This is a genomic window from Herbaspirillum sp. alder98, assembly GCF_020179755.1.
Classification (GTDB): domain Bacteria; phylum Pseudomonadota; class Gammaproteobacteria; order Burkholderiales; family Burkholderiaceae_D; genus Herbaspirillum.
Genome location: NZ_JAIUCY010000008.1, coordinates 43,945 through 68,599, shown reverse-complemented (window position 1 = coordinate 68,599; position 24,655 = coordinate 43,945). Strand labels below are relative to the sequence as shown.

Annotated in this window: 23 protein-coding genes; 6 read left to right on the top strand and 17 right to left on the bottom strand. The window is 60.5% G+C overall.

Annotated elements, in window-relative coordinates; translation table 11 throughout:
• Nucleotides 1-411, bottom strand: a complete 411-nt coding sequence (sdhC, locus tag LBW87_RS17675; protein ID WP_225202780.1) for a succinate dehydrogenase, cytochrome b556 subunit — start codon at nucleotides 409-411, stop codon at nucleotides 1-3.
• A gap of 144 nt (nucleotides 412-555) precedes the next feature.
• Complete coding sequence (locus LBW87_RS17670) at nucleotides 556-1,347, bottom strand: GntR family transcriptional regulator (protein ID WP_225202779.1); 792 nt, start codon at nucleotides 1,345-1,347, stop codon at nucleotides 556-558.
• Nucleotides 1,348-1,819: 472 nt separating this feature from the next.
• Here LBW87_RS17670 and LBW87_RS17665 point away from each other — a divergent pair, with 472 nt between their 5' ends.
• The 5 genes from LBW87_RS17665 to LBW87_RS17645 all read left to right on the top strand — a co-directional run bounded on the left by LBW87_RS17665 (nucleotide 1,820) and on the right by LBW87_RS17645 (nucleotide 8,729).
• Complete coding sequence (locus LBW87_RS17665; RefSeq protein WP_225202778.1) at nucleotides 1,820-2,809, top strand: malate dehydrogenase; 990 nt, start codon at nucleotides 1,820-1,822, stop codon at nucleotides 2,807-2,809.
• 75 nt (nucleotides 2,810-2,884) lie between these two features.
• On the top strand, nucleotides 2,885-3,889 hold the full coding sequence (locus tag LBW87_RS17660; RefSeq protein ID WP_225202777.1) for an HpcH/HpaI aldolase/citrate lyase family protein: 1,005 nt from the start codon (nucleotides 2,885-2,887) through the stop codon (nucleotides 3,887-3,889).
• A gap of 22 nt (nucleotides 3,890-3,911) precedes the next feature.
• Entirely contained in the window at nucleotides 3,912-4,466 is a 555-nt protein-coding gene (locus LBW87_RS17655) for a hypothetical protein (protein WP_225202776.1), read from the top strand.
• A gap of 161 nt (nucleotides 4,467-4,627) precedes the next feature.
• Nucleotides 4,628-7,339 carry an aconitate hydratase AcnA gene (gene acnA / locus LBW87_RS17650; protein WP_225202775.1) on the top strand — a complete coding sequence of 904 codons (2,712 nt, stop codon included), beginning with the start codon at nucleotides 4,628-4,630 and terminating at the stop codon, nucleotides 7,337-7,339.
• Between the two features lie 145 nt (nucleotides 7,340-7,484).
• Nucleotides 7,485-8,729: a DUF2863 family protein gene (locus LBW87_RS17645; protein ID WP_225202774.1), complete on the top strand. Its 1,245-nt coding sequence runs from the start codon at nucleotides 7,485-7,487 to the stop codon at nucleotides 8,727-8,729.
• Nucleotides 8,730-8,950: 221 nt separating this feature from the next.
• On the opposite strand, the gene LBW87_RS17640 is transcribed toward LBW87_RS17645, so the two are convergent.
• From LBW87_RS17640 to phaC, 15 genes are all read right to left on the bottom strand, one after another.
• Nucleotides 8,951-9,457 (bottom strand): chemotaxis protein CheW, encoded by a 507-nt coding sequence (locus LBW87_RS17640; protein ID WP_008114188.1) that lies wholly within the window; start codon nucleotides 9,455-9,457, stop codon nucleotides 8,951-8,953.
• A 19-nt stretch (nucleotides 9,458-9,476) separates the two neighbouring features.
• On the bottom strand, nucleotides 9,477-11,624 hold the full coding sequence (cheA, locus tag LBW87_RS17635) for a chemotaxis protein CheA (RefSeq protein WP_225202773.1): 2,148 nt from the start codon (nucleotides 11,622-11,624) through the stop codon (nucleotides 9,477-9,479).
• Between the two features lie 49 nt (nucleotides 11,625-11,673).
• A complete protein-coding gene (locus LBW87_RS17630; RefSeq protein ID WP_008114184.1) occupies nucleotides 11,674-12,039 on the bottom strand; it encodes a response regulator in 366 nt (121 codons plus the stop codon).
• 144 nt (nucleotides 12,040-12,183) lie between these two features.
• On the bottom strand, nucleotides 12,184-12,738 hold the full coding sequence (locus LBW87_RS17625) for a chemotaxis protein (protein ID WP_225202772.1): 555 nt from the start codon (nucleotides 12,736-12,738) through the stop codon (nucleotides 12,184-12,186).
• 35 nt (nucleotides 12,739-12,773) lie between these two features.
• Entirely contained in the window at nucleotides 12,774-13,706 is a 933-nt protein-coding gene (gene motB, locus LBW87_RS17620) for a flagellar motor protein MotB (protein ID WP_225202771.1), read from the bottom strand.
• Nucleotides 13,707-13,763: 57 nt separating this feature from the next.
• Complete coding sequence (gene motA, locus LBW87_RS17615) at nucleotides 13,764-14,624, bottom strand: flagellar motor stator protein MotA (RefSeq protein WP_225202770.1); 861 nt, start codon at nucleotides 14,622-14,624, stop codon at nucleotides 13,764-13,766.
• Nucleotides 14,625-14,810: 186 nt separating this feature from the next.
• Nucleotides 14,811-15,602: a class I SAM-dependent methyltransferase gene (locus LBW87_RS17610; protein ID WP_225202769.1), complete on the bottom strand. Its 792-nt coding sequence runs from the start codon at nucleotides 15,600-15,602 to the stop codon at nucleotides 14,811-14,813.
• Nucleotides 15,603-15,690: 88 nt separating this feature from the next.
• Nucleotides 15,691-16,290, bottom strand: coding sequence for a flagellar transcriptional regulator FlhC (gene flhC / locus LBW87_RS17605; protein WP_225202768.1), 600 nt, complete (start codon nucleotides 16,288-16,290; stop codon nucleotides 15,691-15,693).
• 160 nt (nucleotides 16,291-16,450) lie between these two features.
• Nucleotides 16,451-16,768, bottom strand: coding sequence for a flagellar transcriptional regulator FlhD (gene flhD / locus LBW87_RS17600; RefSeq protein WP_008114171.1), 318 nt, complete (start codon nucleotides 16,766-16,768; stop codon nucleotides 16,451-16,453).
• Nucleotides 16,769-17,352: 584 nt separating this feature from the next.
• Nucleotides 17,353-18,531 carry a cystathionine beta-lyase gene (locus LBW87_RS17595; protein WP_225202767.1) on the bottom strand — a complete coding sequence of 393 codons (1,179 nt, stop codon included), beginning with the start codon at nucleotides 18,529-18,531 and terminating at the stop codon, nucleotides 17,353-17,355.
• Nucleotides 18,532-18,586: 55 nt separating this feature from the next.
• Nucleotides 18,587-19,018: a hypothetical protein gene (locus LBW87_RS17590; protein WP_225202766.1), complete on the bottom strand. Its 432-nt coding sequence runs from the start codon at nucleotides 19,016-19,018 to the stop codon at nucleotides 18,587-18,589.
• Nucleotides 19,015-20,391, bottom strand: coding sequence for a 30S ribosomal protein S12 methylthiotransferase RimO (rimO, locus tag LBW87_RS17585; protein WP_225202765.1), 1,377 nt, complete (start codon nucleotides 20,389-20,391; stop codon nucleotides 19,015-19,017). Before rimO ends, LBW87_RS17590 begins: the two co-directional genes overlap by 4 nt.
• A gap of 175 nt (nucleotides 20,392-20,566) precedes the next feature.
• Complete coding sequence (gene phaR, locus LBW87_RS17580) at nucleotides 20,567-21,121, bottom strand: polyhydroxyalkanoate synthesis repressor PhaR (protein WP_225202764.1); 555 nt, start codon at nucleotides 21,119-21,121, stop codon at nucleotides 20,567-20,569.
• 430 nt (nucleotides 21,122-21,551) lie between these two features.
• Nucleotides 21,552-22,292, bottom strand: coding sequence for an acetoacetyl-CoA reductase (gene phbB / locus LBW87_RS17575; protein ID WP_225202763.1), 741 nt, complete (start codon nucleotides 22,290-22,292; stop codon nucleotides 21,552-21,554).
• A gap of 145 nt (nucleotides 22,293-22,437) precedes the next feature.
• Nucleotides 22,438-24,243 (bottom strand): class I poly(R)-hydroxyalkanoic acid synthase, encoded by a 1,806-nt coding sequence (phaC, locus tag LBW87_RS17570; RefSeq protein ID WP_225202762.1) that lies wholly within the window; start codon nucleotides 24,241-24,243, stop codon nucleotides 22,438-22,440.
• Nucleotides 24,244-24,299: 56 nt separating this feature from the next.
• Between phaC and LBW87_RS17565 the strand changes: the two genes are divergently transcribed.
• Nucleotides 24,300-24,617, top strand: a complete 318-nt coding sequence (locus tag LBW87_RS17565; protein ID WP_225202761.1) for a hypothetical protein — start codon at nucleotides 24,300-24,302, stop codon at nucleotides 24,615-24,617.
• Nucleotides 24,618-24,655 lie beyond the last annotated feature (38 nt).

Genomic DNA, 24,655 nt, shown 5'->3' with positions numbered 1-24,655 from the left:
TCAGAATGCTCCGAACAGTTTCAATGCAACCACGATCGCCAGCGTGATGCTGACAGCCAGGACACCCACCGACGACTTGCGTGCGCTGTCCTTGTCCAGACCGATATGGTTATCCATGATCAGGTGGCGCAGGCCGGCACAGAAGTGGTGGAGATAGGCCCAGGACAAGGCCAGGATGACCAGCTTGGTGAACCAGTGCGAGGCGTATCCCTTCAGGTAATCGAAGGTGCCTTCGGATAACAGGCTGTTATCCAGCAAGAACAGAACGAACGGCAACATCAAAAACAGGAACAGCCCGCTGATGCGGTGCATGATCGACACCAGCGCAGCCAGCGGCATGCGGTAACCCGCAATTTGGGTAAGCTGTATGTTACGAAATTGTGGCCGTGGTGGTTTAGCGGCTTCAGACATACAAGGTTCTCCTCAGATTAAAACAATCTTTGCAATTTTCGCCGATTTTCCAAATTGCCATCAACTATATTCCGCTACGCAGCACACACGATGACGGGACACAACGTCTCATGCAGGCCGGCGCAGGGCATCAGCGAAGGTGATTCAGCTCAGCTCACTCTGGTAATGATGATCGGTTGTCAGATACAGGCCGCGCCGCATTTCCACCGGCTTGTCGCCATAGGTAAATGAAGCACGTTCCACACTCAACAACGGCGTATGGGGCGGCACCCCCAGGATTACCGCGGATTCCGGGTCCGCCCCGACGGCACGAATGCGCTCCTCGGCGCGAATCATGCGTGTTCCGAATTCCGTTTCGAACAAACCGTACAAAGGTCCCCTGTACTCGACCAGGCGCTCGGCCGTCAGCCCCTTGAAGGTGCCTCCGGGGAGCCAGATTTCTTCGAGGATGATGGGAACACCATTAAAGGATTTGACACGCTTGATGAAGATCACCGCGTCGCCGGACTTCATGTCCAGTTGCCGGGCCACTTCGGCCGAGGCGCGCACGCGCTTGACGTCAAGAATCTTGTTTTCGGGCCGCTGCGGTTCGTTGCTGTCGGCCATCAGCCGCAGGAAGCGGAACTGGGCCTGGGTCTCGTGGTGAGTGGCAACGAACGTGCCCTTACCCTGGCGGCGCACCACCAGGTTCTCGGCCGCCAGCTCGTCGATGGCCTTGCGCACGGTGCCCTGGCTGACCTTGAAACGCCCGCCCAGCTCGACCTCGCTGGGAATGAGTTCGCCGGGCTTCCACTCGCCCGCCTCCAGGCGCTGCATGATGAGCGCCTTGATCTGCTGATACAAGGGACTGAAAGTCGGCGCCGGGCCTGGACTGTTAACACCCGACCCCGCGCCTTGCGCGTCACCGTTGTTCGAATTGGGCAGGATCGAGCTCATAACCCCGAATTTCAACACAAAAAGAAGTTCCCCGTCCAGAAAAAACTGCGCAATAATATGTCTTATATAAGACATAAGATATTGATTGACACCCTGTTTCCGCACGCCTAAACTCGCGAGCAACCTGAAAAGCCGAGAGGTAGATGCAGCGCGACCTTCCGGGCAGTTAACGGGAACGAGAATCGATCTCATTCAGCGATTCGGGTTTTGGTGTTTTTCTGTATGTGGCAAACAAGTCCGACCGTTTTTAGCGCAGCCCGCGAGCCCATCTGCTAAAGCGATGACTCGCTGCGTTTTCGACGGTATCATGGCGTGCCTGACAAGAAATAACACGAACGAATACGAGAAATTAGCGCATCTGCGCTTATGAGAAGCAACCGCAACAGGCCCGTCCGTACGCCGCGACGCGACCATCACGTGCGCTTCATGCAGTCTGGAATGCTTTTTTTCATCACCTCTTTGGAGATTCAACATGGCTAAAGCCCCTAAGCGTGTTGCCGTCACCGGCGCCGCCGGTCAGATCGGTTACTCACTGCTGTTCCGCATCGCCAACGGCGACCTGCTCGGCAAAGACCAGCCGGTCATTCTGCAACTGCTTGAAATTCCCGATGAAAAGGCCCAGAAGGCGCTCAAGGGCGTCATCATGGAAATCGACGATTGCGCCTTCCCGCTGCTGGCTGGCGTGACCGCCCACAGCGATCCGCTGACCGCATTCAAGGATGTCGATGTCGCCCTGCTGGTCGGCGCCCGCCCACGTGGCCCAGGCATGGAACGCAAGGACCTGCTGGAAGCCAACGCCCAGATCTTCACCGTGCAGGGCAAGGCCCTGGACGCGGTCGCCTCGCGTGACGTCAAGGTGCTGGTGGTCGGCAACCCGGCCAACACCAACGCCTACATCGCGATGAAGTCGGCCCCGAACCTGCCGGCCAAGAACTTCACCGCCATGCTGCGCCTGGACCACAACCGCGCCCTGTCGCAAGTCGCGGCCAAGATCGGCAAGCCGGTCGGTTCCATCGAAAAGCTGGTGGTGTGGGGCAATCACTCGCCGACCATGTACGCCGACTACCGCTTTGCCACCGCCGACGGCGCACCGGTCAAGGACCTGATCAACGACCAGGTCTGGAACAAGGACACCTTCCTACCGACAGTGGGCAAGCGCGGCGCGGCCATCATCGAAGCACGCGGCCTGTCGTCGGCAGCGTCGGCAGCCAATGCCGCCATCGATCACGTGCGTGACTGGGTGCTGGGCACCAACGGCAAGTGGACCACCATGGGTGTGCCTTCCGACGGTTCCTACGGCATCCCCGAAGGCACCATGTTCGGCTTCCCGGTGACTACCGAGAACGGCGAGTACAAGATTGTCCAGGGTCTGGAAATCGACGCCTTCTCGCAAGAGCGCATCAACCTCACGCTCAAGGAACTGCAAGAAGAGCGCGATGGCGTGAAGCATCTGGTCGGCTGATGACCAGGCGCGGCGGGCAGGCAACTGCCGCCGCGCCATTTTTTCTCTGATCGACAACCCTACTTTCGAGCAGCAATGCATCCCTCCCAGGTCTTGTTCCCAGGTGCGCAGCAGCCCGTGTCGCTGCCGGTCTGCGATCACTACGCCGGCTCCGAAAAGCTGATGCGCAAGTCGATGGCCCTGCAGCAGGAACTCGGCCCCGTCTTCGACATCACGTTCGACTGCGAGGATGGTGCAGCCGCCGGCAATGAAGCCGCGCACGCCCAACTGGTGGCGGCGCTGGTCAATTCACCCGACAATCTGCACGGCCGCATCGGTGCCCGCGTGCATGATGTCGGCAACGCCCATTTCGAACAGGATATCGCCATCATCTGCGGCCAGGCCGCACGGCGACTGGCCTTCGTCATGCTGCCCAAGGCAGGCGGCGTCAATGATGTGCTGCACGCACTGGAATCGGTCAACCGCACCTGTCTAGCCGCCGGGCGCCATGCGCTGCCGCTGCAGGTGTTGATCGAGACCCATGGCGCGCTGACCGATGTGTGGAAGATCGCGGCCCTGCCGCAGGTCGAGTCGCTCTCGTTTGGCGTGATGGATTTCGTGTCGGCGCATCATGGCGCCATTCCGGCGACGGCCATGCGCTCGCCGGGACAGTTCGACCATCCGCTGGTACGGCGCGCCAAGCTTGAGATCGCTGCCGCCTGCCATCTGCATGGCAAGGTCGCCTCACACAATGTGACCACCGACATCAACGATACGACCACCGTCGCCGACGACGCGCGACGGGCGGCACAGGAATTCGGCTATACCCGGATGTGGAGCATTCATCCGGGCCAGATCAGGCCGATCGTGCAGGCCATGTCCCCTTCTGCCGAAGAAGCGGACCAGGCGGCACGGATATTGCTCAAGGCAGCGGCAGTGCAATGGGGACCCATCGAACACCTGGGTAATTTGCACGACCGCGCCAGCTATCGTTATTACTGGTGCATCCTGCAACGCGCCCACGCCTCAGGTGTGGCGCTGCCGACACAGGCTGCCTCCTGGTTTGCCGATGACGCATCCACCACCACCACCATGCAGTAACCTGTCACTGATACTGAACCTGATGAAAAAACATTTCACCGCAATCGCCCTGATCGGCGCACTCTTCGCCATGGCCGGCATTACTGCCGCACAGGCCCAGAGCACCACCACATCCAGCAAGAGCACTGCCAAGACCCCCGCCAAGAAGCCGGTCGCCAAGAAGAAGGCGCCGGCCAAGAAGGCCGCTGCAGCTGCAGCACCCGCGGCCAAGATGCCGTTTTCGTCGGACGCCGAGGATGACGAGAGCGAACCTGAACTGGGCGGCACCGTCTCGGCCGACTACAACTGCGAACTGGGCCACAAGCTGACCATCTGGAAGAACGAAGCCGACGACCGCCACATCGCGATCCGCTGGGACAAGAAGATCAACCGCCTGACCCGGGTCGAGACCACCACCGGCGCGCACCGCTTCGAGAACCGCAAGCTGGGCCTGGTCTGGATCGGCATCCCGGCCAAGGGCCTGCTGCTGGATTCGAAGAAGGGTCAGCAGTTGGCCAACGAATGCAAGAACCCCGAACAGCAACAGGTGTCGGCGGCCGCCGCGGCGCCAGCGGTGGCAGCAGCGCCCAAGAACTAAGTCCCGGGCGCATCAGGATTTCACGGTTTCAGACGTACAAGAATCAGGCAGCACCCAGCAGTTTGAACATTGCAGCGCAAAGCGGATTCGACTAACTAGACTCGTCTCACGAGGGGCGAGACGAGTTCTAACATTACTAATTGTCATAAGGAGAAGAGGCCATGTCTCGCAACACATTGAACACTCTGAAGGAATTCACGATTTCCGGTTCCAAGAAGGGTAAGTTCTACTCCCTGCCCGCGCTGCAGAAGTCGCTGGGCGTCAACATCTCGCGCCTGCCGGTGTCGATCCGTATCGTGCTCGAGTCGGTGTTGCGTAACGTGGACGGCCAGAAAGTGACCGAAGCCCACGTCAAGGAACTGGCCAACTGGAGCCCCAAGGCCGCCCGCGTGGACGAGATCCCGTTCGTGGTGGCCCGCGTGGTGCTGCAGGACTTCACCGGCGTGCCGCTGCTGGCCGACCTGGCCGCGATGCGCAACGTCGCCAGCAAGCTGGGCAAGAACCCCAAGAACATCGAACCGCTGGTGCCGGTCGACCTGGTGGTCGACCACTCGGTGCAGATCGATCACTTCCGCGAAAAGAAGGCACTCGACCTGAACATGAAGCTGGAATTCACGCGCAACAACGAGCGCTACCAGTTCATGAAGTGGGGCATGCAGGCATTCGACACCTTCGGCGTGGTGCCACCGGGCTTCGGCATCGTGCACCAGGTCAACCTCGAATACCTGGCGCGCGGCGTGCACAACAAGACCGGCGTCTACTACCCTGACACCCTGGTCGGCACCGACTCGCACACCACCATGATCAACGGCATCGGCGTGGTCGGCTGGGGCGTGGGCGGCATCGAGGCCGAAGCCGGCATGCTGGGCCAGCCGGTCTACTTCCTGACCCCCGACGTGGTCGGCGTGAACCTGACCGGCGTGCTGCGCGAAGGCGTCACCGCCACCGATCTGGTGCTGACCATCACCGAATTGCTGCGCAAGACCAAGGTCGTGGGCAAGTTCGTCGAATTCTTCGGCGAAGGCACCAAGTCGCTGTCGCTGACCGACCGCGCCACGATCGCCAACATGGCACCGGAATACGGCGCCACCATGGGCTTCTTCCCGGTTGACGATGCCACCATCGACTACTTCAAGGGCACCGGCCGCACCAAGGCCGAAATCGATGCATTCCAGGCCTACTTCAAGGCGCAGGGCCTGTACGGCGTGCCGAAGGCCGGCGATATCGACTTCACCCAGGAAGTCTCGCTGGACCTGGGCACCGTGACACCGTCGCTGGCAGGTCCGAAGCGTCCGCAGGACCGTATCGAGATCGGCAACGTGAAGTCGAACTTCACCGAACTGTTCACCAAGCCGGTGGCGGAAAACGGCTTCAACAAGAAGGCCGAAGACCTCAACGCCACCTACAAGAACGCCGACGGCATCGACATGCACAACGGCGACGTGCTGATCGCCGCCATCACTTCGTGCACCAACACCTCCAACCCGAGCGTGCTGCTGGCAGCCGGCCTGCTGGCCAAGAAGGCGGTGGAAGCCGGCCTGAAGGTGGCGCCGCACATCAAGACGTCGCTGGCCCCTGGCTCGCGCGTGGTGACCAAGTACCTGGAAGCGGCAGGCCTGCTGCCCTACCTCGAGAAGCTGGGCTTCGGCGTGACCGCCTACGGTTGCACCACCTGCATCGGCAACGCCGGCGACCTGACTGCCGCGATGAACGAAACCATCGTCAAGAACGATGTGGTGGCCGCTGCCGTGCTGTCGGGCAACCGTAACTTCGAAGCGCGTATCCACCCGAACATCCGCGCCAACTTCCTGGCCTCGCCACCGCTGGTGGTGGCCTATGCCATCGCCGGCAACGTCACCCGTGACCTGATGACTGAACCGGTCGGTCGCGGCAAGGGCGGCAAGGATATCTATCTGGGCGACATCTGGCCGACTTCGCACGAAATCGAGAAGCTGTTGAAGTTCGCGATGAACGGCAAGGTCTTCAAGGAAAACTACGCCGACGTCAAGGGCGCGCCGGGCAAGCTGTGGGAAGCCATCAAGGGCACCGCCAAGGGCGAGGTCTACAACTGGCCGACATCGACCTACATCGCCGAGCCACCGTTCTTCGAGAACTTCACCGAAGTGCCGAAGATCACCGCTGCCGGCATCACCGGTGCGCGCGCACTGGGCGTGTTTGGTGACTCGATCACCACCGACCACATCTCGCCTGCCGGTTCGATCAAGGAATCCAGCCCGGCCGGCAAGTGGCTGCAAGCCAACGGCGTGCTCAAGGCTGACTTCAACTCGTACGGCTCGCGCCGCGGCAACCACGAGATCATGATGCGCGGCACCTTTGCCAACGTGCGTATCAAGAACCTGATGATCCCGCTGAAGGCCGATGGCTCGCGCGTTGAAGGCGGCATCACCATCCATCAACCGAGCGGCGAAGAAACCTCGATCTACGACGCCGCCATGCAATACGTCAAGGATGGCGTGCCGACCATGGTCTTCGGTGGCGAAGAGTACGGTACCGGCTCGTCGCGTGACTGGGCCGCCAAGGGCACCCAGCTGCTGGGCGTGAAGGCCGTGATCACCCGTTCGTTCGAGCGGATCCACCGTTCCAACCTGGTGGGCATGGGCGTGCTGCCACTGCAGTTCATCGGCAACGACAGCGTGCAGACGCTGGGCATCACCGGCGAAGAAATCTTCGACCTGAAGGGCCTGGACGGTCAGCTCAAGCCACAACAGGAAGCGACCCTGGTGATCCATCGCAAGAACGGCGAGACCCAAGAGGTCAAGCTGCTGTTGCGCATCGATACCCCGATCGAAGTGGATTACTACCAGCACGGCGGCATCCTGCCGTTCGTTCTGCGTCAGTTGCTGGCTGCCTAAGCAGTTCTGATTGGAAGCGAAAAACGCCGGATTCGTCCGGCGTTTTTTGTTTTGTGGCGCCGCGGTCGTCGCGGCTGCGACAGGTGCCGGGGTTTCGGCACAAATCATCTACAATACTGGGTTTTACTTGCTGCGAACCCACTCCATGCGTCGTCCTGCCAAACGTACTTCTTCCAAGCTCTCTACCGATAGCCAGCACCTCGTGACCTTTGCGCAGGCCATCGCGCAGGCCTCCAGCCGGCTTGAAGAAAAAGCCTGGCAAAAGCCGCTGGACGCCCTGCTGCTGAAGTTATTGCGAGCCGGCAACCAGCCGCTCATCGATGCCGCACTCGACCATTTGTTCAAGGCCGACCTGAGCGCCTACGACGTACTGATCGAAGCCGTCGAGGCCGGTAGCGAATCGACCACCCTGGAATTCGAAGAACAACACTACGATGTGCAGTTGCTGGTGTTGCCGATCCTGGCCTGGACCCGCTTCTCGATCGGCTCCGGTGCGATCAATGCCGACACCCAGGCCGCGCTCTCGGCCCACCTGCACGCCCATGTACTGGCCAGCGACGTGCGCTTGGCGCTGGCGCCGGCCTTGCTGGCGATCGAACAGCTGCCGCGCTTTCACACCGAGGTGTTCGCCCTGACCCAGCAGATGGGCCAGGCGGCATTGAAGAATGCACCGGTCCAGCTCAAGCTCGACCAGCAGCCGGCGGTAGCCTTCCTGGCCGACACCCGGTATGCCATTGCAGCCGTCGTGGTGCCCGCAGGTGGCGCCCTGTTTCACTGGCAGGAGCGCGACCAGCAAGGTCAGTTCGCCGCCGGCAAGCTGGCCGCCTTCGACGCCTGGAAGCAGCAGGTCACGCCGGTGCTGTCGCGCAGCCTGCCGGGTTGCAATGTCGAACTGCTGCTGCCGCAGCCCTACTATTTCGGCTGCCGCGATGCCGACAAGCGTATCCGTCCGGCCTCGATTCGCGCCGCCGATTATTTCCTGACGCAAACGCTGGATATTTCATCGGCCGACCTGCACGCCAGCATCGGCGGCTTCTCGGAAGACATCAATGGCCAGATCGACGAGTACCGCATCGGCTTTGCCATCGGCGGCGACCCGACCGTGGTGTATGGCACCGTATGGCCGCTGTACGAAGAAGAAAGCGGCGAAGAGCAGTTGCTGGCGCTGGTCCCGGACGTGGCGCTGGATGGCCCCACCGCCAGCCCCTTGCAGGAACTGCTGACCGTGCTGCGCGAATGCGGCATCGTACATATCAAACATCACGACGAGCGCTTCACGATGGAGTTCTGCGATGACTGCGGCGCGCCGCTGTTTCCGGATCGCGACGGCGAACTGGTGCACGCCGAAATGCCCGAAGACACTCCGCCGCCGGCCGAGCATTTTCATTGAGCCGCACCTGAGCCGCACCTGAGCCGCGGGCGCATCCGGTCCACGCCAGGCGCGCACCAATAAAAAAGGCATCCACCAACACTGGTGGATGCCTTTTTCTTTTCTGTACCGGACTTGATGCCCCGGTTTTCCGGGCGGGCACGTTCGCGCTTCCGCCTGCGAACGTCACCCGGCCTCAGTCTGTCTCCTCCTGGCCCTGCAAAACCAGGTGTGGCGGTGCTTCAGGCCGCCAGCTTTTCGATCAGGCCCATCTCGGCGCTGGACATCAGCTTGTCGATGTCGACCAGGATCAGCATGCGCTGGTCCAGGGTACCCAGACCGATCAGGTAGTCGGAGTCGAAAGTGGTGCCCATTTCAGGCGCCGGCTTGATCTGCTCCTGGGTCAGCGTGATCACGTCCGACACGCTGTCGACCACCATCCCGACCACGCGGCCGGAGATGTTGAGGATGATCACGACCGTGAACTGGTCATAGGTCGGCTCGCCCAGCTGGAACTTGATGCGCATGTCAACGATCGGCACGATGATGCCGCGCAGGTTGACGACGCCCTTGATGAATTCAGGCGAATTGGCAATACGGGTGACGGCTTCGTAGCCGCGGATTTCCTGCACCTTCAGGATATCGATTCCGTACTCTTCCTTGCCCAGAGTGAAGGCGAGGAATTCATTGCCGCTGCCCTCGGCTTTTTCGCCGAAGCCGGAAAGATTCTTGGAAGCAATGTCAGACATGGTTGAGGCCCTTTAAAATTCAGGAAAATACAGATTCATCAGTCATTTGGCGGCTTGATCGCAGCAACGCTGCCACATCGACAATCAGGGCGACGCCGCCGTCACCGAGAATGGTGGCGCCCGAGATGCCTGCCACCTTGCGATAATTCGATTCGAGATTCTTCACGACAATCTGCTGTTGACCGATCAGGTCGTCAACGAACAGCGCCGCTTTCTTGCCATCGGACTCGAGGATCACCACCAGTCCCTGGGACGGATCGGTGAACGACGGTTCGATATTGAACAGATGATATAGCGGAATCAGTGGCAAATACTCGCCGCGCACACGCAGCACCTGACCCTGGCCGCTGATTTCCTTTATATCTTGCGTCAAAGGCTGCAAAGATTCAACTACATATCCAAGCGGCAAGATATAAACTTCCTGCCCGATGCGAATCGACATGCCATCCAGGATCGCCAGCGTCAACGGCAGCGAGATCGAAATGGTGGTGCCGAAGCCCTTGCTGGAGCGAATATCGACCGCGCCGCCCATGGCCAGGATGTTGCGCTTGACCACATCCATGCCGACCCCGCGCCCCGACACGTCGGTGACCTGCTCGGCAGTCGAAAAGCCCGGCTCGAAAATCAGTTGCCACACGTCGCTGTCGGTGAGGTTGTCCGACACCGGCATGTCCTGCTGCTTGGCCTTGGCCAGGATCTTGTCGCGATTGAGACCACCGCCATCGTCGGTGACCTCGATGATGATATTGCCGCCCTGGTGTTCGGCCGACAACGACAGCGTACCGGCTTCGGACTTGCCCGCCGCGCTACGCGTCTCGGGCAGTTCGATACCGTGGTCGATACTGTTGCGCACCAGGTGGGTGAGCGGGTCGACGATGCGTTCGATCAGCCCCTTGTCGAGCTCGGTGGCGGCGCCATGGGTGACGAATTCGACCTTCTTGCCCAGCTTCGAGGCCAGGTCGCGCACCATGCGCGGAAAGCGCGAGAACACATAATCCATCGGCATCATGCGAATCGACATGACCGACTCCTGCAGGTCGCGGGTATTGCGACTGAGCTGGCTGACGCTGTTGAGCAGGTGTTCGTGCGTCATCGGGTCGAGATTGCCGACCCGCTGTTCGATCATGGCCTGGGTGATCACCAGTTCGCCCACCAGGTTGATCAGTTGGTCGACCTTCTCGATGCTGACCCGGATCGAAGACGACTCGTGGCCGGCCGCTGCGGCTGCCTTGGAGGCCTTCTTCTCCGTGGCGGCCTGCTCGGTGATCGACAGGTGCGCTTCGTCACCATGAGGCTCTGGCTCGGGGTCCGGCTTGCGGGTCGTGAGATCAAGTGGCACGAAGGGCGCGAAGAAGCCGTAACCCTGGCTGCGCTCGCGGTCTTCGATCGCGGTATGGTTGTCGAGAAAGCCGTAACCCTGCTGGCGCTCGCGTTGTTCCTGGGTGACAAAGTTGTCGAAGAAGCCATAGCCCAGGTCTTCTTCCTTGGCGGCGGCCGATTCGACCGCCTGCGAAATCTTCAGATCGGCGACATCGACAATGAAGGCACAGATCGCCACCACATCATCGATCGGCTCGGCCGTGTCGAGCAGGAACACCCAGTGTCCCTCGGGCGACTTGGACTTTTCGATCGCGCCCATCATGGCCAGCTCTTCGCCCAGCGCTTCGCCGTCCTTGTCGCTGACGGCCGGCAGTTCGATGCGGTAGCGACGCTTGCCGCCCACCACCAGCGCCGCCGGCTGCACCGCTGCCGGCTTGATCACCGGCGCCGGGGTCGACACGCCCTGCGACAGCGACAACAGCAGCATGCGCACGTCGCCCACCGCGTCCAGATCGACCTGGGCGCCGTGCTTGTGGCCGTCGAGCATCGACTTCAACACGTCCTTGGCGGCCAGGAAGGCATCCACGTGTTCGCTGGTCAGGGCCATCTGGCCCTGGCGGATGCGGTCCAGCAGCGACTCGAGGACGTGAGTGACCTCGGCGATGTCGGTCAAGCCGAAGGTCGACGAACCGCCCTTGATCGAGTGGGCCGCGCGGAACACGGCGTTAAGTTCTTCGGGGTCGGGGTCAGCCACATTGACGGCCAACAATAGCTTTTCCATTTCGGCGAGACCTTCTTCGGCCTCGTCGAAAAACACCTGGAAAAACTGGCTCATATCAATGCTCATGCCATGACTCCGTCACTTATACGGTACGTGCTGCTTTTATTTTTCGAAATCAACCGATGACTTTTCTGACGACTTCGGTCAGGCGTTGCGGGTCGAACGGCTTGACCAGCCAGCCGTTGGCGCCAGCGGCCTTGCCCTTGGCTTTCATCTCATCACTGAATTCGGTAGTCAGCATCAGGATCGGCACGCGCTGGTAACTGGTCAGTTCGCGCAACGAGCGAATCAGCGTCAGGCCATCCATACGCGGCATGTTCTGGTCGGTCAGGACCAGGTCGAAGGTATGCGATTTGGCCTTTTCAAGCGCATCGACGCCATCTACCGCTTCGGTGACGTTATAGCCCGCAGCCTTCAGACTGAATACCACCATCTGACGCAGAGATCCTGAATCATCCACTGCGAGAATCGTTTTCGACATTGTTACTCCCTGTTCTTCATTTAGCGTCACATGGCACCCGGCGGATTATGCCGCACCATCGTCACAAACCCTATTGCCGAGTTGCCACCGGATGATCTGGTTCAAGTACGCGCCAAATGGCCGCACCCGACACCGACCATCCGATCAAAACAGCTCGATATCGCCGCTTTCCATCCTGGTCTGGCGCACTGCCTTCCACAGTCCGCTTTCCAGTGCCGCCAATCGTTCTTCCATGGCCGTGACCGTATTGGTCAGCAATGCCTCAAGCTGCTCATCGCTATGCTCCAGATCGGGCACGATCTCGAAGCTGTTGGCGCTGAGCACGCCGAGCGCCTCGCGCAGGCCGATCACCCGGCGCACGATACGCTCCAGCAATTGACTGGTCATGTCCTGAAACTGCAGCCCGGTCACTGCCGCATTGACGTGCTGATTGACTGCACCCTGCAATTGCCTGAGCTTGTCGATGCTGGCCGCATCGAGTTGCCCGTCGCCGTTCATCACGGTTTCCAGCAGTTGCTGCTGGGCCTGGACCGAATGGTGCAGGTCCATGAAACTGGAACCGAGCTTGCCGATGGCCTCGCCCAACAGGATGTTGGTCTGGACCAGATCGGATTCAACTTCCGTGAGCTGGCGGCTGCCGCCACTCGACGTATCGAGGAGCAGGCGCTTGAGCTCGTGCAACATGGTCTTAGTCGGCATACCCGGCACTTCCTGTGGTCAGTTGAAACATACGCTCAATTCGCCGTTGCCGGCACCGAAAGGCCTTGCTGGACCTCGGCATCGGTGGAAACATTGAGTGAACCGCTATCCTTCTCCACCAGCTCTTCGGCCTTCTTGTTCATGACGATGATGCTGATGCGACGATTGATCGGGTTGAACGGGTCTTCCTTGTCGAGCAGCACTGCCGACGACAGGCCCACCACCCGCAGCACCTTGGATTCATCCATGCCGCCGACGATCAGCTCGCGCCGCGAGGCGTTGGCGCGGTCGGCCGACAGCTCCCAGTTGCTGTAGCCCTTCTCGCCCCGCGAGTAAGGCGTGGCATCGGTATGGCCCGACAGGCTCAGCTTGTTGGGCACATCATTGAGGGCCTTGCCGATCTCGTGCAGGATGTCCTTGGTGTACGGCTGCAACTGCGCGCTGGCCAAGGCAAACATGGGACGGTTCTTCTCGTCCACGATCTGGATGCGCAAGCCTTCGGAGGTAATGTCGATCAGCAGCTGGTTCTTGAACTGCTTCAGGGTCGGATTGGAATCGATCGCCTTCTCGAGCTTCTGCTTGAGGTTCTCGAGTCGCACGCGCTCGGCGCGCTCGACTTCTTCCTGGGCCGACTTGAGGGTCTGCTTGCGGGTGACGACATCGTTTTCACCGCGCCGCAACTGGCCGTCCTGACGGGTCAGATCCTTGCCGCCCCCGGGCAGCACGGTGTTGGCGTCGCCGCTGCCGGAGCCGCCCGCCATCGCCACCTTGAGCGGAGTCTTGAAGTATTCGGCGATGCCGTTGAGATCGCCCTTGGCGGTCGAGCCCAGCAGCCACATCAGCAGGAAGAACGCCATCATTGCCGTCACGAAGTCGGCATAGGCGATCTTCCAGGCGCCGCCGTGGTGACCACCGCCGCCCTTCTTGATCCGTTTTACGATAATGGGACGTAGCCCTTCGTCGGCCATGTCTCTACTCCTGCTGATGTCTTGTCATTGCGGTCGAATCGATCTGCTGGCCAGGGCTTACTTGCCCTTGGCCTGCTTGACGTGCTCTTCCAGCTCGAGGAAGGTCGGACGTTCGGTCGAGAACAGGACCTTGCGGCCGAATTCGATCGACAACGCCGGTGCATAGCCGTTGAGACTGGCCAGCAGCGTGACCTTGACGCATTGATAGATCTTGGTCGATTCGTGCAGCTTCTGTTCGAGCAGGCTCGACAGCGGCCCCACGAAACCGTACGCCAGCAAGATACCGAGGAAGGTACCGACCAGCGCGTGCGCGATCAGCATGCCCAGTTCGGATGGCGGGATACCCACCGATTCCATCGTGTGCACCACCCCCATCACCGCCGCCACGATACCGAACGCCGGCAGGCCGTCACCCAGCTTGGCGATGCAATGCACCGGGATCTCGCCTTCGTGGTGGTGCGTCTCGATTTCGTTATCCATCAGGTTTTCGATCTGGAACGCGTCCATGTTGCCCGACACCATCAGGCGCAGGTAATCGGTCATGAACTCGATCAGGTGATGGTCGGCCAGGACGCCCGGGTACTTGCTGAAGATCGGGCTGCTTTCGGGTTCTTCGATATCGCCTTCGATCGACATCAAGCCTTCCTTGCGCGACTTGGTCAGGATCTCGAACAGCAGCGCCATCAATTCCATGTACAAGGCCTTGGTGTAGCGCGAGCCCTTGAACAGCGACGGCATGGCGGCCATGGTGGCCTTGATCGCCTTGCTGTTGTTACCGACCAGGAACGCCCCCGCCCCTGCACCGCCGATCATCAGCACTTCGAGCGGTTGCCACAGAGCCCCCAGGTGACCGCCGGCCATGGCAAAACCGCCGAAGACGGAGCCACAGACAATGACATATCCAATAATGACTAACAAGTGCCTACTCCCGTCCAGATGGCGTTGAGTGTTTCTTCACGAATGTCAGATTACATGTATTCCATTCAAGCAAATGGGGGAATACATATCCGAAAAACGTCCTTCCTTTTCAATTACGGCGCGAAACCATAAAACTTAATACGTTGCGTCTCGCCAAGACGAAGTCTTTCGAATGGGGGCAATGCCTCACATTCGCCAGCCATGCAACACCCGACCGCCCTCCTCGGGCTGCATCACGATATCGGGCTCGGTGCCGGGGATATGGAATTCGTAGCTCAGTAGCAGCGAGCCCGGACGCATCTCGGCCGAGGCCTTTTGCCACAAGGCCAGCATCGCCGCCGGCGACAGGTAGGCAAAGATCACGTCATAGTCGGCGAAGTCGAGGCGCAGGTAGTCGCCACGCACAAAGCGGCAGCGGTTTGCCGCCCATGCGGCCCGCACGCGGCTGACCGCCCAGGGCAACGGCGCGATCTCGATGCCGGTGAAGTCACTGTCGGGGCGACGCCGCGACAACTCGAGCACGGCGCCGCCGAGGCCGCTGCCGATATCCATGAAGCGGATCGGCCGGTCGGCCGGCAGGCACTGCGCCACCGCATTCCAGGCTGGCAGCCCGGACGGATAGAACGGCACCTGGCTGCGAAAGGTCGACCAGAACAACACCAGCATGAACAGGAAGACGGCCAGGAACAGCCAGGAAGGAAGATGCAGGCGGGCCACGCCGAGTGCGGCCACGGGAAACACCAGCAGGATGAACCACCACCATACCGCCATGCGGCGCAGGCGCGCCAGCAGCGCGGCCAGGACGCCGTGCAGCAATGCTGTCTGGAGCGGGGAGAAAGCGGCGAGTCCGGCACGCTGCGCCAGGATATCGATCGCGTTGGCGCCCACCAGCGCCAGCACGAACAGCAGCAACGCCTGGACAGCGGGCGCCCGCCACACCGGCCGGCGCCCCTCACCCTGATTCGGAAGCAGCGCCACTATGCCGGGCGCCTCATGCGGGAACCAAGCGCCCCGCCGATGCCACTGACTGCCATGCAAGACCCGATCGCAAGTCTCAAGCCAGTCCTCAAGCCAACGCTACCTGCGGCAGCGCAGCGGCCACCGGCAGGCGCACCGGTTCGGCCAGCGGCACGCCGATGGCGTCCTTGGCCTTCTTGGTCTTGCCGGCACGCGAAGGCATATGGCACAAGCCGCACAGGTAATCCTGGTGCAAGTCGAGACGATGCACCACGAAGTGTCCGTTGCACTTGCAGCATGGCGTGGTCGTGAGCATCTTGCTCTCGAAGAAGCGCACCAGGGTCCAGGCCCGGGTCAGCGACAGGACCGGCTCGCCCGAGTCGGTCTGGCCGACTTGCTCAAGATAGAGCTTGTAGGCCTTCATCACTGCCTCGATGCCCGAGATGCGGGCGTGACCGAGCAGGTACTTGTGCACGTTGATGAACAGCGAAGAATGAATATTGGGCTGCCAGGTGATGAACCAGTCGGTCGAGAATGGCAGCATGCCCTTTGGGGGCGAAACACCCTTGAGTTCCTTGTAAAGCTTCAGCAGGCGCTCGCGCGACAGTGAAGTTTCGGATTCCAGCAACTGGAGGCGGGCCCCCAGGTTGATCAGCTCTATGGCCAACTGAATTTCCTGCGCCTCTGTGACAACGCTCTTCTTAGCCATGCGACTACCCCCCGATAATTTCGTACTGATTTGATCTCGCAATCCACCTGTATGCGAGACCGATGATCAACTTCCAAGACATGCTTGGCCCAACGTCACCCCTGCCTGCGCTTTGCCACCGGTGCCCCGCACCGACGACCGCGCTTCTTGTCTTGTGGTTTTACGAAATCTGTTCGCCAGGCTGGCAAGCCATCAGAATGGCCGCATGCGACTGCGCCAGGCTTTTATCTTTGTTGTAGTTGGTCAGCATGCCGAGAATGGCGCCGTCGTCGAAACGAAAGCGCGTCAGCATCATGTTGGTCCCCGCCAGTTTCATGATCTGGACATTGCTCAGTCCCTCGATCAAGTCAGCGATTTCAGCGCTGATGCCAAGCCGGAAGATTGCCGTCGGCTTGTCCGATCGAATCATCTGCTGCGCCAGCATCAGATAACTGAGATTGGCGTCACGAATTTCCGCCATCATGTCGTTGGTATTCATTTGGACCCCACTTCAAAGGAAAGCTGCTTACAGTCGGTTACATTTACTTGACTGCAAGCCAATTCTGAGGGGGGCAAGGAAGGCGGGAAATTAGACTTGGTCGGTATTTTTCGTCAGGTAGACGCCGATATACCTTGTAAGAGTTTGTCTTACAAAAACCGATGTTTATGTTGAAAAAAACAACATAAAAATTAGATGAGACAGGCAGCGAAAGACTTTCGAGCTTGATTTCAACTTCGTGACAAAAAAAATTTCCACCACGAAACGAGCAAAAAAACTTGCCTAAACACCAATAAAACAATGTGTAAATTCCACGCCGGGAACCAACGCATGTTGCTAGGGAACGACTAGCTCATCAACTAAAGTTCGCTTTGTGTCAACTCACGCTGCCAGCACTGTAGATTTTCGGATCAGCTTTGCGCAAAAACTTGCGTCGATTTACAAAGCCTTACGCCGTTTGCGCAACATCTACAGCCGAGGTGGACACAAGGCAAATTGTAGAACGCCCGTGCGAATTCCAAAGCTCGAAAAAGGCCGAAAATTCGGCCAATTCAACCATTTTGTGAAATCAAATGGGACGTCGACTAGTCCGCCTGCATGGCCATCAATGCGGCTTCGATATCGCGTATCAGGTCCTGGGGCGATTCGAGGCCGATATTGAAACGCACCAGTTGCCCCTGACGCTGCCAGCCGTCGCGCATGCCGGCCATCCGGTAAGGCACGCACAGGCTGTGCGCCCCACCCCAGCTGTAGCCGATCTTGAACAGCCGCAGGCTGTCGACGAAACGGTCGGTCTGGCGTTCGTCGAAATGCGGCTGGAAGATGACCGAGAACAAGCCCCCTGCGCCAGTGAAGTCGCGCTTCCAGAACGCGTGCCCGGGGCAATCCTCGAATGCCGGATGCAGCACGCTGGCAATCTCCGGACGCGCCTTGAGCCATTGCGCAACTTCGCGCGCGGCCGCATCGTGGGCATCGAAACGCAGACGCATCGATGACAGGCTGCGCAGCACCAGGTACACATCATCCATGCCGACGCCAAAACCGAGGCGCGCGTGGGCCAGTTCGAGTTGCTCGTTGAGAGCCTTGTCGCGCACGATGACCGCGCCCATCAAGACGTCCGAGCCGCCGGACTGGTACTTGGTCAGCGCCTGCATGACGATGTCGACACCGTGATCGAAGGCCTTGAAGGCCAGCCCGGCGGCCCAGGTATTGTCGATCGCTACCCGCACGCCGCGCGCGTGGGCTGCCGCACAGATGGCCGGGATGTCCGGCACTTCCATGCTCACCGAACCGGGCGCCTCGGTCCAGATCAGGCGGGTATCGGGGGTGATCAGCTCGGCAATGCCGGCGCCGATCATCGGATCGTAGAAACGCGCGTTGATATTGAAGTCGCGCTGCAGCCAGCGACTGAGGTCCTTGCTGGGGCCGTAGACGTTATCCGGCAGCAGCACGTCATCACCCGACTTGAGCAGCGCGAAATTGATCATCACGATGGCGGCCAGGCCGCTGGGCGTGACGCGGCAATAGTTGCCGCCCTCGATCTCGGCCAAACGCGCCTCCAGCACGAAGCTGGTCGGGGTGCCATGCAGGCCGTAGGTGTAGCCGAGTTTTTCGCGCCAGTCGCGGGAACGCATCGTCGCGACATCGGGAAACACCACGGTCGAGGCATGATGAATCCCCACCGGAAAGGCCTCGAACCCATCAGGGGCGCGATAGGCGCTATGGACCAGCGAAGTCTGCGGCGTATTTTCTGGTGCGGACACGGAATACCTCGAATGACGAAAGACTAGACAAGACCGGCCACGCAGCGCCGGTCGCTCAGGGCAGTTGCAGCGAGAAAGGCCGGGTCACCGAGCCATCCGCATTGGACCAGGTGCCGACGATGACGGCACCCTGGCGGTGGCCTTCCCACTGGCCCGACACATCACGGCCATTGCGGGATTCTTCCATCACCAGGTCATCGCCGTCGACCTCACCGGCCAGCAGGATTTCGGTGGACTCGCCAAAGACGAAATAACGACCCTTGAGGCCGTCTTCGTTTTTCTTGGGCTCGAGCGTGAGCTGGATGCGCTGGCCGTCGAGTTCACCCCGCATCACCAGCACATGCTCCATCAGGCTTTGCCGCAGCGAAGTTGCCGCACTGGCGGCAGTGTCCGCTGCATTCCTGTCTGCCGCCACCTGCGCCCGCGCGCTCAACGGCATCGCCGCCGCCAGCGCCAGCGTTAGTGCAACCAGCGTGGCGCGGCTCACTCGGCGGCGCCCCACAGGTCGTGGGCATCGGCGGCCGTGATGCGTACCTCCACGAACTGGCCCACTTCAAGCTTGCGATGCGGCTCGAACGGTGGCTTTACGTACACCACGCCATCGATCTCGGGCGCATCCGCGTAGCTGCGGCCGACGCCGCCATTGCGATCGACCTCGTCGATCAGCACCCGCAAGGTCTTGCCGACCTTGGCTTGCAGGCGCTTCTTGGAGATTTCTTCCTGCAATTGCATGACCCGACCACGACGTTCTTCACGCAACTCTTCCGGCACCGGATTGGCGATGTCGTTGGCGGTGGCGCCTTCCACCGGCGAATAGGCGAAGCAGCCCAGGCGATCGATCTCGGCTTCCTTCAGGAAGTCCAGCAGGTACTCGAACTCGGCTTCGGTTTCGCCCGGAAAGCCGGCAATGAAGGTCGAGCGAATCGTCAAATCGGGGCACAGCGCGCGCCAGGCCTGGATGCGTTCGATGTTCTTCTCGCCGTTGGCGGGGCGCTTCATGCGCTTCAACACATCCGGATGGGCGTGCTGCAGCGGCACATCCAGGTAAGGCAGGATCTTGCCTTCGGCCATCAGCGGCATGATCTGGTCGACGTGCGGATAGGGATAGACGTAATGCAGGCGCACCCAGGCGCCGTATTGGGACGCCAACTCACCCAGCGCGCCGACCAGCTGCGTCATGTGGGTCTTGATCGGCTTACCGTTCCAGAACCCGGTGCGGAACTTGACGTCGACGCCATAGGCGCTGGTGTCCTGCGAAATCACCAGCAATTCCTTGACGCCGGCCTTGAACAGGTTTTCCGCTTCCAGCATGACATCGGCAATCGGCCGCGACACCAGGTCGCCGCGCATCGACGGGATGATGCAGAAGCTGCAGCGATGGTTGCAGCCTTCGGAAATCTTCAGGTAGGCGAAGTGCTTGGGGGTGAGCTTGACGCCCTGCGGCGGCAGCAGGTCGATGAAAGGCGCATGCGGCTTGGGCAGGTGCCGGTGCACCGCCTGCATGACTTCGCCCACGGCGTGCGGCCCGGTCACTTCCAGCACCTTGGGGTGGATCTTCTGGATGATGTCGTCGCCGTCGGCATCCTTCTTGGCGCCCAGGCAGCCGGTGACGATGACCTTGCCGTTTTCGCTCAGCGCCTCGCCGATGGCGTCCAGCGACTCTTGCACGGCGGCATCGATGAAGCCGCAGGTGTTGACGATCACCAGGTCGGCGCCGTCATACGACTTGGCCGTGTCGTAGCCTTCTGCCCGCAACTGGGTCAGGATCTGCTCGGAGTCGACCAGCGCCTTGGGGCAACCAAGGGAGACAAAACCGACCTTGGGGCTAGACGGCAAAACGGGAGAGGATGCGTTGGACATGATAGGAGGCTGGCTGGAAAAACTGGCTAAGACGGAAAAAAGCTTTAAAAATCAGGGCAGTATTGTACCGCGTCCGCACCGATGGGTGCCAGCCGGGTCGGCCAATGCGCCGCAAAAAACAAAATGCCGCCCGCAACGCGGACGGCATCGGTCAAACCAGCGGCGCAATGAAACGTTACTTCTGGTCTGGCGGATTGCCGAACGGGAAGGTACCGAACATGTTCTTGGTCTGGCTTTGCATCTGTTCCTGCATCTGGACGAACAGGTTCTTGCTCTGCTCGATGTAGTTGCTCATCATGCCCTGCATCATCGGGCCCTGCACGTTCATGAACTGGCTCCACATCTCGGGGCTGAACGGCTTGCCCTCGTACAGGCCCTTGGAGTTCTCGGCCAGCTTGTTCTGGATGTCGATGAAGGTCTGGATGTTCTTCTCGAGGTAAGAGCCCATCATGCCCTGCATCGCATGACCGTAATAACGAATGATCTGCGACAGCGCCGCGCTGGAGAACATGGGCGCGCCGTGCGATTCTTCTTCGAGGATGATCTGCAACAGGATGCTGCGGGTCAGTTCGTCGCCATTCTTGGCGTCGACGACGGTGAATTCTTCATTGTCCAGCACTAGCTGCTTGACGTCGGTCAAGGTGATGTAGGAACTGGTCTGGGTATCGTAAAGACGGCGGTTGGGATACTTCTTGATCAGTCGATCGGCCGAATTTTTTGCTTTGGTCATCTGAAGTCCAGTCTCTCTCTTTTAGCCGGGTGCCGGCTATTGTTTGCAGCGAATGCGGGCCGCTTCAGTGCATTCCCAACCCGCAGGCGTGTGGGGCATTCTTGTCTGCCCTCTCTATTACTTCGTTACGTGACTTTGCAGTGCTGCCACTTTTGCGTAGCAACATGCATGTTCATTATAGGGGGAACGAGCAGCAATGGGTAAGCCAATATTGCTACGCAAGGTACCAGGGCCTGTCCACATTAAATCTGCGAGTGCGAGAGGTCGGCAAGCGTTGTCTGGCTAGGCGTAGCGACGCGCCGTAGTGGTGCTACGGCAAGGAGCTGCAACAACGGCAGGCGACGCTTGCCGGGGGCAACGCATCTCGCAGATTTAATGTCCCTAGCGGGCGCAATGCTGCAACCGGCGCGGCCGGCTGCAGCGATGAAACTCAACCCATGTACAGGCCGCCGTTGAGCGAGAAGTCCGATCCGGTCGCGTAGCCGCCTTCGGACGAAGCGATCCAGGCCACGATGGAGGCGATCTCCTCGGGTTCGGCCAGGCGCTTGACCGGAATGCCGGCGACGATCTTCTCGAGCACTTCGGGACGGATCGCGCGCACCATGTCGGTCCCGACGTAACCGGGCGAGACGGTGTTGACGGTCACGCCCTTGGTCGCGACTTCCTGCGCCAGCGCCATCGTGAAGCCATGGATGCCGGCCTTGGCCGTAGAGTAGTTGGTCTGGCCGAACTGGCCCTTCTGGCCGTTCACCGACGAGATGTTGATGATGCGTCCGAAGCCGCGCTCGATCATGCCCTCGATGACCTGCTTGGTCACGTTGAACAGCGAATTGAGGTTGGTGTCGATGACCGCGTCCCAATCGCCCTTGGACATCTTGCGGAACTGGCCGTCGCGGGTGATGCCCGCGTTATTGACCAGCACATCGACCTCGCCGATTTCGTTGCGCACCTTCTCGAAGGCGGCACGGGTCGATTCCCAGTCCGAGACGTTGCCTTCGGATGCATGGATGTCATAGCCCTGTTCGCGCATGGCCGCCAGCCATTTATCCTTGCGCGACGAATTGGGGCCGCAGCCAGCCACGACCGTATAGCCGTCCTTGCACAGACGGGTGCAGATGGCGGAACCGATGCCGCCCATACCTCCGGTCACATATGCGATACGCTTGCTCATTGTCCTGCCTCCTAGTGTGGATTGAATATATTGGAGTACTTCGTCATGCAGCCTTGTCTCGCACCGCCCCTTTTATCCTTGAGCACTTGCAACACCCTTCATTCACGCCGGCTTCTGCGACCGGCTGGGACCGACACCGGCGCAGTCACGCCACCTGTTCGGCCTTGACCTTGACATAACGACCCGGCGCCGGCTCGATCGCACGGTACTTGGGCGAGCCCGGCTGCTTGGGCGCGGCCACCTTGCGTCCTGCATGCCCGGCCAGGAACCCGGCCCACTCGCCCCACCAGCTGCCGGGATGCTCGCTGGCGCCTGCCATCCAGGCGTCGGCATCGGCGGCGGGCTTGTCGTTGATCCAGTAATTGCGCTTGTTCTTGGAGGCCGGATTGATCACGCCCGCAATGTGGCCCGACGCACCCAGCACGAAGCGATTGTTGGCCGGCTTGCCGGCATTGATCAGCGCCGTCGAGGCATAGGCCGACTTCCAGGGCACGATGTGATCATCGCGTGACGCGTAGATGAACGCCGGCGCGGCGATGCGTCGCAGGTCGATCTTTTCGCCCGCCACCGTCAGCCGGCCCGGTTCCTTGAGCGCGTTCTCCAGATACATATGACGCAGGTAATAGCAGAACATCGGCCCCGGCAGGTTGGTGCTGTCGGCGTTCCAGTACAGCAGGTCGAAGGCGGTCGGCGGCTCGCCCTTGAGGTAGTTCGATTCGACGTAATTCCACAGCAGGTCATTCGGACGCAGGCTGGAGAAGGCGCTCGAGAAATCACGCCCGGCCATCAGGCCGCGCTTGCCGATCATCCGCTCGCGCATGGCCAGTTGCATGTCGTCGATATAGACATCGATGGCGCCGGTATCGACGAAATCGAGGAACGTGGTCAACAAGGTCAGGCTGGCGACCGGCTTTTCGCCGCGTGCGGCCAGCAAGGCCAGGGCGCACGACAGGATGGTGCCGCCCACGCAAAAACCGAGGGCGTTGATCTGCGCCTGCTTACTCACTTCCTGCACCACGTGGATCGCCTTGACCACGGCGTCGTCGACGTATTGATCCCAGGTCGTCGCCTCCATCGAGGCGTCCGCATTGCGCCACGACACCAGGAACACCGTATGGCCCTGCTCCACCGTATAGCGCACCAGCGAATTGTGCGGCTGCAGGTCGAGGATGTAGAACTTGTTGATGCAGGGCGGTACGATCAGCAGCGGCACCGCATGCACGGTCTTGGTCAGCGGCTGATACTGGATCAGCTGGAACAGTTCGTTTTCGAAGATCACCGCACCGGCACTGGCGCCGACATCGCGCCCGACTTCGAAGGCAGTCTCGTCGGTTTGCGACACATGCCCCTTCTGCAAGTCGGCCAGCAACTGTGCAATGCCTTTGGTCAGGCTTTCGCCGCGGGTCTCGATGATCTTCTGCTGCGCCACCGGGTTGGTCGCGAGGAAGTTCGCCGGCGACATCGCGTCGATCATTTGCTGCACCGCAAAACGCACCCGATGACGCACCTTTTCCGTGCCTTTGACGGCATCGGCCAAGGCCAGCAGGAACTTGGCGTTGAGCTGATAGGCGCCGGCCTGGAACGCGAAGTAGGGGTTTTCCTGCCAGGCCGGGCTCGACAGCCGGCGATCGGTGATGGCAGGCGTGCGCGCGGCGATGATGTCTTGCCACAGCGCGCCGAATTGCCGGGCGTAGTCCTGTTGCAGCGCCATCAGCTCAGTGGGCTCGATACTGGCGCCGTGCTCGGCCAGTTGCCGCGCCAGCGCAGCGCCATCCAGCGGCGCGCCGGCCGCAAAATTGGGCCACGCTTGCTGGGGTGCCTGGGCGGCGCTCTTCGGCTGAAACTGCGATTGAAATTGAGATTGCAGGGAGGTCCAGTACTTCGGATCGGCCATCTGGGTCAACCATGCAGGGACGTCGGAGGAGGCTTGCTGCGGATTCTGCTTTTTCATGCTCGGATCTGCACTTTTCGCGTATCTTTACGATTTGTCTCGACGCCATCTTCACCATGTATATCGTTGCAATCGCATGGCTCTACGTCGTCTTCATGATGTCGATCACTGAACAATCGGCGGTCGCCGGTGTGGCTACCTTCCTGCTGTACGGTGTATTTCCCTTGACCATCGTTTTATACCTGATGGGTACACCGCAACGCAAGCGGAATCGACAACGGATTGAGAAGATGAAGGCCGCGCCCAAGGAGAAACCGGCGCAGGCAACCGAAGACAAATGCGAGTCGAATGTCGAGAAAACAATCGAAGAAGTTAGAACCGGCGACTCATCCACGATGGTGCACGCGCATCGCACCAAGCCCCCCGAGCACTGATGCAAGCGCCCATTGCCGCGCTCCGGTTGCGCATTGCA

Coding starts and splice junctions, on each gene's coding strand:
- sdhC (WP_225202780.1), bottom strand. CDS start 411: ATGTCTGAAGCCGCTAAACCACCACGGCCACAATTTCGTAACATACAG.
- LBW87_RS17670 (WP_225202779.1), bottom strand. CDS start 1,347: ATGAGCTCGATCCTGCCCAATTCGAACAACGGTGACGCGCAAGGCGCG.
- LBW87_RS17665 (WP_225202778.1), top strand. CDS start 1,820: ATGGCTAAAGCCCCTAAGCGTGTTGCCGTCACCGGCGCCGCCGGTCAG.
- LBW87_RS17660 (WP_225202777.1), top strand. CDS start 2,885: ATGCATCCCTCCCAGGTCTTGTTCCCAGGTGCGCAGCAGCCCGTGTCG.
- LBW87_RS17655 (WP_225202776.1), top strand. CDS start 3,912: ATGAAAAAACATTTCACCGCAATCGCCCTGATCGGCGCACTCTTCGCC.
- acnA (WP_225202775.1), top strand. CDS start 4,628: ATGTCTCGCAACACATTGAACACTCTGAAGGAATTCACGATTTCCGGT.
- LBW87_RS17645 (WP_225202774.1), top strand. CDS start 7,485: ATGCGTCGTCCTGCCAAACGTACTTCTTCCAAGCTCTCTACCGATAGC.
- LBW87_RS17640 (WP_008114188.1), bottom strand. CDS start 9,457: ATGTCTGACATTGCTTCCAAGAATCTTTCCGGCTTCGGCGAAAAAGCC.
- cheA (WP_225202773.1), bottom strand. CDS start 11,624: ATGAGCATTGATATGAGCCAGTTTTTCCAGGTGTTTTTCGACGAGGCC.
- LBW87_RS17630 (WP_008114184.1), bottom strand. CDS start 12,039: ATGTCGAAAACGATTCTCGCAGTGGATGATTCAGGATCTCTGCGTCAG.
- LBW87_RS17625 (WP_225202772.1), bottom strand. CDS start 12,738: ATGCCGACTAAGACCATGTTGCACGAGCTCAAGCGCCTGCTCCTCGAT.
- motB (WP_225202771.1), bottom strand. CDS start 13,706: ATGGCCGACGAAGGGCTACGTCCCATTATCGTAAAACGGATCAAGAAG.
- flhC (WP_225202768.1), bottom strand. CDS start 16,290: ATGGCTAAGAAGAGCGTTGTCACAGAGGCGCAGGAAATTCAGTTGGCC.
- flhD (WP_008114171.1), bottom strand. CDS start 16,768: ATGAATACCAACGACATGATGGCGGAAATTCGTGACGCCAATCTCAGT.
- rimO (WP_225202765.1), bottom strand. CDS start 20,391: ATGTCCAACGCATCCTCTCCCGTTTTGCCGTCTAGCCCCAAGGTCGGT.
- phaR (WP_225202764.1), bottom strand. CDS start 21,121: ATGACCAAAGCAAAAAATTCGGCCGATCGACTGATCAAGAAGTATCCC.
- phbB (WP_225202763.1), bottom strand. CDS start 22,292: ATGAGCAAGCGTATCGCATATGTGACCGGAGGTATGGGCGGCATCGGT.
- phaC (WP_225202762.1), bottom strand. CDS start 24,243: ATGAAAAAGCAGAATCCGCAGCAAGCCTCCTCCGACGTCCCTGCATGG.
- LBW87_RS17565 (WP_225202761.1), top strand. CDS start 24,300: ATGTATATCGTTGCAATCGCATGGCTCTACGTCGTCTTCATGATGTCG.